Consider the following 14,333-nt stretch of genomic DNA (forward strand, 5'->3'; position numbering starts at 1 on the left):
AGGACGTTGAAGCAGCGGGCATCCGGCCATTTTCTCTGGAGCTAAAGCGACAGTTTTCGCAGATCAATGATACTCTCGCCAGTAGAGAATGTATCGGGTACTGGTTCGCCTTGCATGGCTTGAAGCAGCGTACTTACGATTTGTGTACCCCATACGGCCTCGTTTTGAGTGACAGCTAACGTAATTTGACCATTTCTTATGGCTTCCTCGATGGAAGGCGTCATGCCGAAAGTGAGTGCATAACGGTTCAGCCCCATTGCTTTCCACGCGAGAATGGAGCTGGATCCGGAGATGAAATCCAGAGCAACGAACGCGTCAAAATGAGGATGGTTGTTTATCATTTGCTCGAGTTCAGCAAGCGCGTGCGCATCGCTGCCTTCGTGAGATTTTAGCTCAACTACTTGAATGTCCGTGTTATCCCGTATATATCCTAGAAATCCATCCAAACGCTGCTTGTGGCTGCTCATAGTGGACAGACCAGATTCAACGAGCACCATTCCGCTTTCCCGCAGCAAGCCTTCGAGAGATTGGGCCATTTGAGCCCCAGCATGCGCGTTGTCGCCTCCAATATAGGTTAGTCTCCTGCTTGAAGGGGCATCTGACTCAAAGCATACTACGGGAATGCCAGATTCAATGGCTAGATCGATGTAGGGAGCCAGCGCCTGACTGTTAATCGGTGAAAGTGCGATGCCGTCGACCTTCAGGCGAATCATGTTCTCCAGCAATCGGATTTGCTGCTCCAGGCTCGCTTCATCTGGGGCTTTGACGATAAGTCTGCCCCCAGCCTCAGCTGCAGCTTGTTCTGCGCGTTCCGTTACGGTTTCATAGAAAGGATGGGAGATCGGATAAATAATGCCAAAAGTGAAGGCAGGCGCGTTTGCATCATTCGGAATGGCTGCTTCAGATCGTACTGGCGGAGCGTCACTGTCATTCACATTCATACAGCCTGTTGCATGCAGCAGCAAGCCTATTCCCATTATTACAATCGTGAAGCGGAGGATAACAAGGCGATCATTGAAACGACTAGGCACTCGTTGTACCTCCTTCTCCGAAAGGAATATCATGCTGCCAGCCGTTTTTTCTAAATTCTCGTATGGTCATCCCCGTCACGCGCTTGAATAGGTTCGAAAAGTAATGAGGATCATTATAGCCAACTTCATTCGCGATTTCATATGATTTGGCATTGGTTGATTGCATGAGCTCCATTGCTTTTCGAATTCTGGTGTTCATCAGAAACTCAATAAAGGTCTGCCCCGTTTCCTGGCTGAATACCTTGCTCAGATGGCTTGGACTGACATTGACTTGGTCGGCCGCATCCTGCAGGGAGAGCCCGTCTTTGCCATAGCTTGTTTGAACGAATGACTTGACCTGCGTGATCAATTCTCCGTACTTGCCAGCCGAGTCTGACCGCCAGCGCCAGAATAGTTCCGCCAGATGGGCGATATAAACGCGTGCGTCATCGGTGGACGTAATCGAATGGATCATTCGCTTTAACGATTCAATGGATTCTTCAGTGATTAGGGCGGTACGAAATAGCTTGCGAGCTTTGCGGATGACCTCGAAGGTCAAATGATTCAAGCTGAAATAACCGAACAATGAAGATTCCCAATCAATGGCTGCGAGTCCGGCAACGAACTGTTGGATATAAGCATCAGCCTGACGCGGCGAGCCCATGGAAAGAAATTCGATGAAGCCGTCTCGGTCGAGAAACAGCTCCCGGTCAAATGACCCGGATAGCTCGAAAAGCGCGGTGCGGTGCTGCTCAGCAAGCCTTCGCCAGTATTTATCTTCTTCTGCTTCGAGAAATGAGGCATGTACCCCTTGCAGCCTATCTTGGATGCTTCCGATTCCAACTGAGATGCTGCATCCGTAAGATGCTTCGATAAGGCGCACGGCATCAATTATTTTTTCGCATAAATGTTGCAAACGGATTTTTAATTCGGATTTCAATACCCAGACTGTCTCAGTACGGCTGCGCTTGCTAGTTAAATGCTCAGCAAATTCATTAAAAAGCGCAGAAATCTCAGATTCTATGCGGTTAATGAGGTTTTGCTCAGCATTCGAATCTTCCGTATGGAGCCGTATATCGGTAAGGATGACAGCGTATTGTTTGGCAATCAGCGAAAGGTTGAGTGTAGAAGCCAGCTCAATGGCCTCGGCTGAAGCAATGATGCCTCCGCAAAGCTGGCTAAGCAATTGGTCCTGTGTAAATTTCGCTTTATCCTTCAGGCTTCGCGTAAGCTGCTCGATCTTTATTTTTTCCGCGTTTTCTTTATCGATTTTATCTGTAACTTTACGCAGCAACGTCACGATATCTTGTGCGCCTAATGGTTTGAGGCAATAATCCTCAATGCCAATGCGAAGTGCCTGCCGGGCGTATTCGAATTCGTCATGACCGCTTAGAAGAATGATTTTGGTATCGGGCAGCCTCATTCTCACGATTGCGCTGAGCTCCAGCCCGTTCATGAACGGCATCTTAATGTCGGTTATCAGTATATCAGGTTTATGCTCCTCGATAAGCGGGAGGGCAAATTCTCCATCGGGGGCATCGCCGCAATATATGAATCCTTCAGCTTCCCAATTAATGCAGTCGCGAATATTCTCGCGAATGACGATTTCGTCGTCGACGAAGAAAACTTTTTTAACCATTGGATTTTCCTCCTGGCAATATAGGAATTCGGATGGTTACGGATGTTCCGACTCCTTCTTGGCTCTCAATGTATAAGCCATATGCGGCTCCGTAATAAAGCTGAATACGTTGATTGACGTTATGAAGGCCGAAACCGCCTTGGGTTGGATGGCCCTCTGAAGTCTCATCAAGCTCAAGTTCCTGCATGCTGCCGCTGATGTGCTTGATCAGCAATGCCAACGTATCGGCATTCATGCCTACGCCGTTGTCTTGGACGGTAATGGCAAAGCTCTGCCCTGCATCATCAAGCTTGCCGCGAATCGCAATCAACCCTTTTCCTCTCTTATTTTTGATTCCGTGATAGAGCGCGTTCTCGACAATCGGCTGCATCGTCATTTTTAGCATGTGGTGTCGGTACGCCTCAGGGTCAATATCCAACGTATAGTCCAAAATATCGCGGTATCTTACCTGCTGAATGACAAGGTAGTTGCGGACATGCTCCAACTCATCCGCAACCGTAATCCAATCCTTCCCTTTGCTCAGGCTAATGCGAAAGAAGCGGGACATCGCTTTGACAAGTCCAATGACTTGATCATTTTTGCCGGCCTCCGCCATCCAAACGATTGAATCCAGCGTGTTGTATAGAAAATGTGGATTAATCTGTGCTTGAAGCGTTCGAAGCTCGGCGATTTGTATTTGCTTTTGCTCCTGTATGCTGCGGGCGATCAACACTTTGATCTGTTCAATCATGCTATTGAAGCTAACGCCGAGATCGGCAATCTCATCTGATCCGCTAGGCGTAACTTTGGCTTCCAAAAAACCGTGTGCAGCCTGACGCATTTTGTTTTTTAATATTTTAAGCGGCTTGATTAGCCGAGAGCTAATAAATACATACAAAATAATAATAAACAAGATGCTTAGGAAGACGCTTACAATAATGAGCTGCCTGATTTCATTCGCTTCCTCGACAATCTCCTGTAATGGTGCAACCCCAATAATTTTCCACCCGGTAGCTTCTGAAGTCGTGTAGGTAACAAAAACGGGCTTCCCCGTGCCTGAGGTGACAAAGCTGTCCTTATTGGAAGCAAGCTGTGATGCGAGAGATGCAGACGCGAGATCTTGCTCTCTGTTGGCTGGCTGATAAATGGGCTCACCCTTTTGTCCGGTAACCATGAAATGGCCGGTGCTTCCGATGTGATACGCCTCAGAAAATTGTTTGACGAATTTATCATTTAAATCAATGACGATAAATCCCATGACTTCATGCGTGATGCGCTGTTTGACTGTTGCTATGATGGAAATCACGCCGCCATCCGGGTATTGGAATCCATCCAATCGATCGAGGGGAGAACTCTCAGACGGCGGAATAATCAAGATATCGTCGGGATTATACATTAATTGCTGAAAATGCGGATTTCGCAGCGGGTTTTGATTCAGTGCAAAAACGCCTTTGCGTTCGCTGATGCCTCGCCCGTATAAATTGACGATGGAGATATTGAGCACGTCCTCGTATTTATAGGTCGTTCGATATAAATCAAACGTGAGTAAAATTTCCTTGGCATCGGCGTAAGAATCTGTTTGGCGAAACAGAAACTGAAGCACGGCCGGATTTTTCCCAAGCTCAAGAAGCCTGCTGCTGTCTTGCACAAGGATGTCAATATTGCGTGCAAGCTGATCCGCGACAAAAATCGTCGATGCTTTGCTATTCTCGGAAATCGTATGAAACGATTTCTGATAAGAGATTAAGCCGACAGCAACTAAAGGGATAGATGTAAGGATGACGAACATGATCAGCATCTTGGATTTAAGGCTGGACAAGGCCAGACGATATCGTTTCGTCATCGTAATTCTGCTCCTTTCAAACCGGTATAAATAACTGCGCCAGAGCAGCCTAATTGCTCCAATCATACAACATAAACTCTTGAAAACGCATCCATCGCACATAATAATCTATATTTCTAATAAAATAACGAAACTTTCAAGAGATCGATGCGGAAAGACTACCAAAATAACAAACAGAATGCATATGATGCTCCGTATATTTACATTTGGAAGCGTTTTATAATGGCAACACACCGGTAACGCGGTGAAATAAGGGGAGGCATGAAAAATGAAAAGAGCAACAAAACTAGGAGCTGCTGCAGCTCTCATTGCTGTCACATTGTTTAGCGCGGCGTGCGGAAACAACACGGGGAGCGGGAATTCTCCAACCAATACGACAAATGCAGGCGGTGAACAAACCACTGCTCCGGCTGCCGGCAAAGTTGTGCTTGGCTTTTCACAAGTTGGTGCAGAAAGCGGCTGGCGCTCGGCAAACAGCGACTCTGTCAAAGAGGCAGCGGCAACTGCCGGCTTTGAATTGAAATTTTCTGACGCACAGCAGAAACAAGAAAACCAGATTAAAGCCATTCGTTCTTTTATTTTGCAAAAGGTAGACGCCATTGCATTCTCGCCAGTCGTAGAATCGGGCTGGGATACGGTACTGCAAGAGGCGAAAGAGGCTGGCATTCCGGTTATTCTGACGGATCGCGCAGTTGACTCTAAGGATACATCGCTCTATGAGACCTTTATTGGTTCAGACTTCGTAGAAGAAGGACGCCGGGCAGGCAAGTGGCTTGTTGAGCAGTACAAGGACGCGGCAGAACCGATCAAAATCGTGGAGCTTCAAGGAACAACGGGCTCTGCTCCGGCAATAGACCGTAAGAATGGGTTCGAGGAAGTAATCAAGGATCAAGCAAACCTTCAGATTATTGCGTCACAAACCGGTGATTTCACTCGTGCCAAGGGGAAGGAAGTTATGCAGTCTTTCCTACAGGCACATAAGGATATTGACGTGCTTTATGCTCACAATGACGATATGGGGCTTGGCGCAATTCAAGCAATCGAAGCTGCAGGACTAGTACCGGGCAAGGACATTATCATTATTACGGTTGATGCGGTTAAGGATGGCATGGCTGCAGCTGCGGAAGGCAAGATCAACTTCATTGTCGAGTGCAACCCGCTTCTAGGGCCACAGCTCATGCAGGCAGTGAACGATGTGCTTGCGGGTACGGAAATTGAAAGAAGAATCGTAACGGAAGAAGGCACGTTCACGTCCGAAGAAGCGAAAGCCGTGCTTGCTGACAGGAAGTACTAAATAGCGGGATTAGCCTGTAATGGATTAAATCTATTCGATGGAGTCACTCTCGACCCGAAGCAAGAAGGGCGTGGTGACTCTTTCATTCGAAGGAAGGAGAGAGCCGCGATGAAAAAACAGAACCCCATACTGGATATGAGGGGCATCCATAAATATTTCACGGGCGTTAAGGCGCTTCAAAACGTAAACTTCCGGCTGTTTCCAGGCGAGGTCCATGCATTAATGGGAGAGAACGGGGCAGGCAAATCAACACTCATTAAGGTGCTTACCGGCGTTCATGAAATTGATGAAGGAACCGTTGTCATGGAGGGCAATTCAATAACGATAAGCAACCCGCTAGAAGCACAAGAAGCAGGTATTACGACCGTTTACCAAGAGGTTAATCTTTGCTCGAATCTGAGTGTGGCCGAGAATATATTCATCGGTAGGGAGCCGCGCAGGTTCGGCCGGATTCTATGGAAGGAGATGAATCGCCAAGCCGCACAGCTGCTGAAGGAAAGGCTGAATCTGAGCATAAACGTTACTTTGCCGCTTGATGCATATTCAGTGGCTGTGCAGCAGCTTGTTGCCATTGCCAGAGCGCTTAATATATCGGCAAAAGTATTAATTTTGGATGAACCGACATCCAGTCTTGATGCGAGCGAGGTCCGCGAATTATTTACGGTTATGCGCAAACTGAAGGCACAAGGACTGGCGATCCTGTTTGTAACCCACTTTCTTGATCAGGTCTACGAAGTATCGGACCGTATCTCCATTCTTCGAGGAGGGGAATTTGTCGGTGAATACCTAGCTTCGGAGCTGCCGCGGATCGATCTTGTTCTGAAGATGATCGGCAAAGATTTGGAGCTGTTGGCGGAGCTTCCTCAGACCGGGTCAAAGGAGCTTGCTAAGAAGGGAGAAGCATTCCTTCAAGCTAAGGGCCTCGGCAAAAAAGGAGCAATCGAGCCTTATGATCTACAAATAGACCGCGGGGAAATTATCGGCTTTGCTGGACTGCTTGGCTCTGGCCGGACAGAAACTGCCAGGCTGCTGTTCGGAGCAGACCGCGTAGACAGCGGCGGACTGCAAATTGCGGGGAAAACGCTCAAAATCGAATCGCCAAGACAAGCGATTAGCGAGGGAATCGCCTTCTGCTCCGAGAACCGTAAAACAGAAGGCATTATAGCGGATCTAACCGTTCGCGAAAATATTATTCTTGCCCTGCAGGCAAGCCGGGGATGGTTCAGGACAATCTCGCGCAAGCGTCAAGATGAGATTGCGGATGAATATATCAAAGCGCTGAATATCAACCCCAAAAATCCAGAGCAGTTGATCCGGAATTTGAGCGGCGGAAACCAGCAGAAGGTATTGCTTGCAAGGTGGCTGCTGATGGAGCCTAAGCTGCTTATTCTCGATGAGCCGACGCGGGGTATCGACATTGGCGCAAAAGCTGAAATTCAGAAACTCGTGCTCGCTTTGTCGCGTAAAGGCATGTCCGTGTTGTTTATTTCTTCAGAGCTCGAAGAGGTGCTGCGCGTTAGCGACCGTGTCGCTGTACTGCGCGATCGGAAACTCGTGAGAATGATGCAAGCGGATGAGCTCAGTCACGAGAACGTCATGAAGGCTATAGCGGGAGGGTAATTCAACATGTGGAATCGGATATCTAAGCATCACCTGTTCTGGCCGCTCACGGTACTTGCGGCACTATTACTGTTTAATTTGGTGTATAAGCCAGGCTTTTTCTCTGTTCGTATTCAAGGAGGGCATTTGTATGGAAGCTTGATAGACATTCTTAATTATGGCGCTCCGTTAATTCTAGTTGCGATCGGAATGACACTCGTCATAGCAACCGGCGGGATTGATCTTTCGGTGGGTTCGATTGTCGCGATATCGGGAGCCATAGCTTGTCTCATTGTCAGCAGAGCATCTGATCAGCATTCGCTAAGCATCGTGCTGACTGCTGTTGGAGTGGCATTAGGTTTGGCTATCATTTGCGGCTTATGGAACGGAATTCTTGTCGGCGGCGCGGGCATGCAGGCGATTATAGCAACGCTCATTCTGATGGTTGCAGGCCGAGGCATTGCGCAATTGGTGACAAATGGTCAAATTGTTACGGTGACGAGCAACCCGTACAAATACATAGGTGCGGGATGGCTGGCGATGCTGCCTTTCTCGATTTTTATTGTTGCGGCTGTCTTGCTTGCAGCTGCTTGGTTAACGCGCAGAACGGCGCTCGGTCTGTTCATTGAATCTGTGGGCTCCAACGCGACGGCAAGCCGCCTCGCGGGAATTCGCTCACGTTCGGTCATATTTGCCGTTTACATTTTTTGCGGCCTATGTGCCGGATTAGCTGGAATCATCCTAAGTTCAAATGTATCAAGCGCAGATGGGAACAACGCGGGTTTATGGTACGAGCTGGATGCCATATTGGCAGTCGTTATTGGCGGCACCTCCTTGAACGGTGGACGCTTCTACCTGTCAGGCACAGTCGTTGGAGCTTTGATTATTCAGACGCTGACCACCACGATTTATATGGTCGGCGTACCACCAGAAATAACGCTGGTCGTCAAAGCGTTTGTCGTATTTACCGTTTGTCTGATTCAGTCTGAAAAATTCCGAATGGCCATGACTGGAAAAGGGAAAAGGCGCCGAGCTCCAGCCGAAAGAGAGGTAACGCAACATGGTTAAAAGGCAATATCTTCCCATATTGGTGACGGTCGCATTGTTTATACTTGTTTTTCTGGCAGGTTCTTTTCGTTACACAGGCTTTTTCTCCATGCAGGTGCTTACAAATTTATTGATCGACAACGCCTTTTTGTTAATCGTAGCCGTCGGCATGACATTCGTTATCGTATCTGGCGGCATTGATTTGTCCGTTGGTTCTATGGTGGCTCTTACGACAATGCTCTCCGCCACGTTAATTGAACAGCTAGGATGGCCGCCATCCCTAGTCATTCCTTGTGTGCTTCTATTCGGCGCGCTGTTCGGTTTGGGGATGGGCGCCATTATCCATTATTTCAATATCCAGCCTTTTATCGTGACACTAGCAGGCATGTTCCTCGCGCGCGGATTATGTTACGTCATCAGCATTAATACAATTACAATCGATAACGCCTTCTACAAGGATATGGCGATGACCAAAATCCAGCTTCCAGGCGGCGGTTTCATCTCCATTAGCGTAATTATCGCGTTAGCGGTCGTACTGCTTGCCATTTATTTGGCTCATTATACGAGATTCGGACGCAATACGTACGCCATAGGAGGGAGTGAGCAGTCCTCTTTGTTAATGGGACTTCCAGTTGCCCGCACTAAAATGCTGGTTTATGCGTTTAGCGGCTTTTGTTCAGCGCTTGGCGGCGTTGTTTTCACGTTCTATATGCTATCCGGTTATGGTCTCCATGCCGTTGGCTTGGAGCTTGATGCCATAGCAGCTGTCGTTATTGGCGGCACGCTCTTAACCGGTGGTGTCGGTTATGTTGCGGGAACGGTCTTCGGTGTTCTGATTCAAGGCGTCATTCAAACGATCATCAACTTTGAAGGTACGCTCAGTTCATGGTGGACGCGAATTGTCATTGGCATATTGCTGTTTGTGTTTATCCTTTTGCAGCGCATCATCAATGTAAGAGCTTCCAAAAGCAGGGCGGTATAAGTTATACTGCAACTTAAAAGCAGATTTGCGGCGGGGAAGGGAAGTGGACTGATGAGCAAGTTTGCATGTCGAATCGTTTGGATCGTTTGTGCGTGTGTACTGCTGTTCATAGGCGGTTGCGAGAATAGCGGCTTGAATCATACGAGTCTCGACCCTGTTGCAACGGCTATTACGGTGTCGACAGAGACAAACCCACCTTATGAATCATCCATATTGGAGCAGCAGATTGTAGTAGGTTTTTCGCAACTTGGTTCAGAAAGCGATTGGCGAAAGGCGAATACCGAGTCCATTCGTGACGCGGCCAAGGAAGCGGGCATTCAACTCATGTTCGAGAATGCCGAACAATCCCAGGAGAAGCAGTTCGAAGCCATTCGCGGTTTCATTAAACAACGGGTCGATGTGATCGCGGTCTCGCCTGTCATTGAGTCAGGGTGGGAGCCTATTCTCCATGAAGCCAGAATGGCTGGCATTCCCGTTATCTTGTCAGATCGAGCTGTCGAGGTGAACGATGCCTCCCTTTATATCACGACAATTGGTTCGGATTTTTATGAGGAGGGTGAAAAAGCAGGGAAATATTTGCTCGATAAGCTGAGCGGCGAGCCGGGACCGATTGGAATCGTGGAGCTGCAGGGAACGGAAGGATCTTCTCCGACGATTGAACGGGGGAAAGGTTTCCGGGATATCATTAAACAGCGCGGCGATTTAATAATCCGACGGGCTGAGCCAGCCGATTTCACGATAGAACAGGGCAGAGAGACAATGACCTCGTTCTTGGAAGAGATGGGGAGCGACATCAAAGTGTTGTTCGCACATAACGATGATATGGCTCTTGGTGCGATTGAGGCAATTGAAGCGTACGGACTCGTACCCGGAAAAGATATTGTAATCATATCGGTAGACGGGACGCGCAAGGCGTTTGAAATGATGGTAGCTGGAAAAATCAACTGCATCGTAGAATGCAATCCGCTGCTCGGACCAATCCTGATGCAAGCCGTTAAAGAGGTGATGGATGGACGCAGCCTGCCCAAACGAATTGTTCCCCAGGAGAGCGTTTATACAGAAGGAGTGGCTGAGAAAGAAGTTTTAAATCGACCATATTGATAAAACCGTCCGCATTCATCGAAGTGCGGATTTTTTGGCGTTCAACAGCCGAATCGGGTAAAAACCTATAACTTGGCAGGTTGTTGCCGTTCTCGTCAAACGATACTATTTGGAATAGAGAGAAATAGGAGGTGGCTGAGGAATCGATTTGCGATGATGCAAGCCGAATGATACGCAAACAGGAGATGACAAGAACAATGAATGAAGAAATAACGATGAAAATCTCAGACGCTCAGTCTACCAACGATAAACAAACCGTGAAAGGAGCGAAAACAATGCCTGCAAGTGCGATTGGCAAGCTGCCGCCTAACGGCAACCCGCTTGTCGCTCATAAATTTGGCGCAGATCCGTATGCGTTGGTTTTCGGAGATCGCGTCTATTTGTATATGACAAACGATATATTGGAATTTGATGCGGAAGGCAACGTCAAAGACAACACGTATGGCCATATTAACAAAATATCGGTGATCTCCTCAGACGACCTGGTCAATTGGACAGATCACGGTGTTATTATCGCTGCCGGCCCACAAGGCGCGGCTAAATGGGCTACCCAATCTTGGGCGCCGGCAATTGCGCACAAGGTCATTGACGGTCAGGACAAGTTTTTCTTGTATTTTGCAAACAATGCCAGCGGGATTGGCGTATTGACCAGTGATAGTCCAACCGGTCCTTGGATCGACCCGATTAACAGACCGCTAATCCTAAGATCAACGCCGGGCGTAGAGGCTGTAACCTGGCTGTTCGACCCGGCCGTTCTGGTTGACGATGATGGACATGCTTATCTTTATTTTGGAGGGGGAGTACCGGAAGGCGAGTACGAGATGCCGAATACGGCTCGGGTCATGCAGCTCGGCGAGGACATGGTCAGCGTTATCGATCGTGCCGCAGTCATACCTGCCCCTTTTATGTTCGAGAATGCCGGCATTAATAAATATAACAATAAATATTATTATACGTATTGCTCGAATTTTTACGATGGCGAACGTTCCGCTGGAAGCCCGCCCGCCGGGCAGATTGCGTATATGATCAGCGATAACCCAATGGGACCATGGACTTACGCAGGAACGATTTTGAAAAACCCTGGCCATTTTTTCGGGGTCGGCGGCAACAATCACCATGCCATCTTCCAGTTCCATCATAATTGGTATATCGCATACCATGCCCAAACGTTGTCCAAAGCGATGGGAATCCCGAAAGGCTACCGCTCTACGCATCTGAATCAGGTATTCTTTCAGGAGGACGGTTCGATACAGGAGGTTATTGCTAACTATGAAGGTGTCGAGCATGTTAAATTGCTTGATCCCTATACTCGAGTACAGGCCGAGACAATGGCTTGGAATGCTGGTATTAATGTGGCAGCAATAGGAGCTGCTGGCGATGAGCAGTCTCAACCCTACTCAATGGCTGTAACCGACATTCATGATGGTGATTGGATCGCTGTATCCAGCGTGGATTTTGGCGATGGAGCCTCTTCATTCTCAGCCTCCGTAGCTAGTGCAAACGGCGGCGGTGTAATTGAGCTTCGTTTGGATCATCCAGAAGGTAAACGGATCGGAACGGTTAATGTGCCTGGAACGAACGGTTGGGAAAGTTGGACTGACGTGAAAACGGAAATAATGGAAGCCGATGGGGTACATTCCTTATTTTTTGTATTCGGAGGAGAATCAGGGCAGCATTTGTTTAATCTGGAATCCTGGCAGTTTAACAAGTAACCGGTAGAAGCTGGTAGAAGACGAATAATGGAGTCGCTTGCTTTCGTAAGCTGATATATTGCGATTACCATATATAAACAAAAAATAAAAAAATAAAGAGTGAGCACTGAGATTCGTTAGATCTCGGTGCTCGCTTTTTGCGTTCATTATTAGTTCTTCGATTGTTTTCATGGTGCGAAGATTGCCGAATAGGGGACTTCAAGTCTTTCGACAACTATGATGAAAAGAGTGGTTATTGTATGAAAGCTTTGATATTCTAGTAAATATTCGATAACGATGTCAATAAATGCAGATTGTAATTTCTTTTGCGTATCAGGATAATTGGAGTGATAGACAATTACTTTATTAAAGCTAAATGGATATTCAAGAAATGAGGATGCCCCTTTGCGGAAGCCGAATCGGAATAAAGTAAAATATTTACTTGCCGTACTCATGCTCGCTCTCATACTGACAGCTTGCGAACAAAACATGGCTTTGGATACTAACGCTACGGATGGAAATCCAATATCCAATGAAGGCGTACAATCAAACGACGAGAATTCGGAATTATCCAAATACAACCCGCCAATTGAGGTTGTGCTGGTACGTGAAACGAGCAGCGATTTGGAAGATGTACTCACTAATTTCCCAGGCGATACACTAGAGGACAATCGATGGACCAGGCTTTATGAGGATGTACTGGGGATTAAGATCAAGTACAATTGGACGGCCAAAGGAGATCTATATCAACAAAAGCTTGGCTTTGCGCTAGCTTCAGGAAATATTCCGGACATCGTAAGGGTCAATGCCCAGCAGCTTAGGCAGCTTGCGAATGAAGGCTTGATTCAAGACTTAACCGATGTGTATGAGCAGTACGCAGCGCCGTTTACGAAGGATGTGCTAAGTCAAGAGGGGACAGGTCCGTTCGAAGCCGCAACAATCGATGGCAAGCTGATGGCGATACCGGAAACAGCAGGATCGATCGAAGGATCACAGTTTATTTGGCTTCGTGTCGATTGGCTGGAAAAGCTAGGGTTGCAATCTCCGAAAACAATGGATGATTTGCTTGCTGTTTCGAAAGCGTTTACAGAAAACGATCCCGATGGAAACGGGAAACCAGATACATACGGGCTCGCACTTACTCAATATTTATGGGATCCTGTTATGGGTTTGACCGATTTCATGGCAGGCTACGAAGCCTACCCCAATATGTGGATAAAGGATGATTCGGGGAAACTCGTCTATGGCGCTGTTCAGCCAGAGGTGAAGAAGGCGCTGCAAGTTGTGCAAGGCATGTATGCGGATGGCCAAATCGACAAGGAATTCGCATTTAAAGATGGCAGAAAAGAAAAAGCAATGATAGCTGAAGGTAAAATTGGAATCATGTATGGGGAGCAATGGGGCTCATTTATCGTTCAAGCCAATTACATGAATGATCCAAAGGCGGAGTGGCGGCCATTCCCGATTGTAGCGGATTCGGGTCTTCTCCCTAAGGTTCCACTGAGGTTCGCAACGAGTCAGTTTCTGGCTGTAAGGAAGGAGTTCGAGCATCCTGAAGCGATCGTAAAGCTAATCAATTTGCATCTAGAGAAAAATTGGGGAGTAACTGCCGAATACGAGAAATATTACAGCACGCCGTATCCAGTCTGGCAGCTTTCGCCGTTTACACCGGCTCCCCTAATGAAAAATATGGAGGCATATCGTCAACTTAAAGAAAACCGACTGACGGGGGACGAATCTGTTTTGCATGACGAGGCCCGCGCAATTAAAAAAAATATCGATGCTTATCTTACGAAAAACGATGTATCTGGATGGGGATGGGAGCGAACCTATGGACCTAATGGAGCATTCGCAATACTGGATAACTATGAAAAAAATAATCAGCTGATGTACGAAAGCTTTGTTGGTGTCCCTACAGAATCGATTATTGAGAAGCAACCTATATTGGATACATTAAAAAATAAAACCTTCCTTAATATTATTCTTGGCCGGCCTATCGAAGAGTTCGATCAGTTTGTTGAAGAGTGGCATAGGCTTGGAGGGAACGAGATGACGACCGAAGTTAATCAGTGGTATTCAGAGAAAGGACGGAATAAGGAGTGATACACAATAAAAAATAAAGATCATGCGTGATATTCATAGCTCGCT

General features: G+C 47.4%; 10 protein-coding genes. 7 read left to right on the forward strand and 3 right to left on the reverse strand.

Features of this window, described 5'->3' with window-relative positions:
• Positions 1–41 precede the first annotated feature (41 nt).
• From FHS16_RS02255 to FHS16_RS02265, 3 genes are read right to left on the reverse strand one after another with little or no spacing between them, the layout of a single operon-like run.
• A complete protein-coding gene (locus FHS16_RS02255) occupies positions 42–1,031 on the reverse strand; it encodes a sugar ABC transporter substrate-binding protein (RefSeq protein WP_312890753.1) in 990 nt (329 codons plus the stop codon).
• Positions 1,024–2,649, reverse strand: coding sequence for a response regulator (locus FHS16_RS02260; protein ID WP_183558246.1), 1,626 nt, complete (start codon positions 2,647–2,649; stop codon positions 1,024–1,026). Before FHS16_RS02260 ends, FHS16_RS02255 begins: the two co-directional genes overlap by 8 nt.
• A complete protein-coding gene (locus FHS16_RS02265; protein ID WP_183558248.1) occupies positions 2,642–4,471 on the reverse strand; it encodes a sensor histidine kinase in 1,830 nt (609 codons plus the stop codon). The genes FHS16_RS02260 and FHS16_RS02265 overlap by 8 nt, the downstream gene beginning before the upstream one ends.
• A 268-nt stretch (positions 4,472–4,739) precedes the next feature.
• Here FHS16_RS02265 and FHS16_RS02270 point away from each other — a divergent pair, with 268 nt between their 5' ends.
• The 7 genes from FHS16_RS02270 to FHS16_RS02300 all read left to right on the forward strand — a co-directional run bounded on the left by FHS16_RS02270 (position 4,740) and on the right by FHS16_RS02300 (position 14,288).
• Entirely contained in the window at positions 4,740–5,765 is a 1,026-nt protein-coding gene (locus FHS16_RS02270) for an ABC transporter substrate-binding protein (RefSeq protein WP_183558251.1), read from the forward strand.
• 108 nt (positions 5,766–5,873) lie between these two features.
• Positions 5,874–7,385 carry a sugar ABC transporter ATP-binding protein gene (locus tag FHS16_RS02275; protein WP_183558254.1) on the forward strand — a complete coding sequence of 504 codons (1,512 nt, stop codon included), beginning with the start codon at positions 5,874–5,876 and terminating at the stop codon, positions 7,383–7,385.
• A 6-nt stretch (positions 7,386–7,391) separates the two neighbouring features.
• Positions 7,392–8,432 (forward strand): ABC transporter permease, encoded by a 1,041-nt coding sequence (locus tag FHS16_RS02280; RefSeq protein WP_183558257.1) that lies wholly within the window; start codon positions 7,392–7,394, stop codon positions 8,430–8,432.
• Positions 8,425–9,393: a galactofuranose ABC transporter, permease protein YjfF gene (yjfF, locus tag FHS16_RS02285; RefSeq protein ID WP_183558260.1), complete on the forward strand. Its 969-nt coding sequence runs from the start codon at positions 8,425–8,427 to the stop codon at positions 9,391–9,393. Before FHS16_RS02280 ends, yjfF begins: the two co-directional genes overlap by 8 nt.
• A 51-nt stretch (positions 9,394–9,444) precedes the next feature.
• A complete protein-coding gene (locus FHS16_RS02290; RefSeq protein WP_183558263.1) occupies positions 9,445–10,494 on the forward strand; it encodes an ABC transporter substrate-binding protein in 1,050 nt (349 codons plus the stop codon).
• A gap of 197 nt (positions 10,495–10,691) precedes the next feature.
• Positions 10,692–12,206, forward strand: a complete 1,515-nt coding sequence (locus tag FHS16_RS02295) for a glycoside hydrolase family 43 protein (protein ID WP_246431538.1) — start codon at positions 10,692–10,694, stop codon at positions 12,204–12,206.
• 384 nt (positions 12,207–12,590) lie between these two features.
• Complete coding sequence (locus FHS16_RS02300; RefSeq protein WP_246431539.1) at positions 12,591–14,288, forward strand: extracellular solute-binding protein; 1,698 nt, start codon at positions 12,591–12,593, stop codon at positions 14,286–14,288.
• Positions 14,289–14,333: the final 45 nt, after the last annotated feature.

This window comes from Paenibacillus endophyticus, from assembly GCF_014192395.1.
GTDB lineage: Bacteria > Bacillota > Bacilli > Paenibacillales > Paenibacillaceae > Pristimantibacillus > Pristimantibacillus endophyticus.

Coding starts and splice junctions, on each gene's coding strand:
- FHS16_RS02260 (WP_183558246.1), bottom strand. CDS start 2,649: ATGGTTAAAAAAGTTTTCTTCGTCGACGACGAAATCGTCATTCGCGAG.
- FHS16_RS02265 (WP_183558248.1), bottom strand. CDS start 4,471: ATGACGAAACGATATCGTCTGGCCTTGTCCAGCCTTAAATCCAAGATG.
- FHS16_RS02270 (WP_183558251.1), top strand. CDS start 4,740: ATGAAAAGAGCAACAAAACTAGGAGCTGCTGCAGCTCTCATTGCTGTC.
- FHS16_RS02275 (WP_183558254.1), top strand. CDS start 5,874: ATGAAAAAACAGAACCCCATACTGGATATGAGGGGCATCCATAAATAT.
- FHS16_RS02280 (WP_183558257.1), top strand. CDS start 7,392: ATGTGGAATCGGATATCTAAGCATCACCTGTTCTGGCCGCTCACGGTA.
- yjfF (WP_183558260.1), top strand. CDS start 8,425: ATGGTTAAAAGGCAATATCTTCCCATATTGGTGACGGTCGCATTGTTT.
- FHS16_RS02290 (WP_183558263.1), top strand. CDS start 9,445: ATGAGCAAGTTTGCATGTCGAATCGTTTGGATCGTTTGTGCGTGTGTA.
- FHS16_RS02295 (WP_246431538.1), top strand. CDS start 10,692: ATGAATGAAGAAATAACGATGAAAATCTCAGACGCTCAGTCTACCAAC.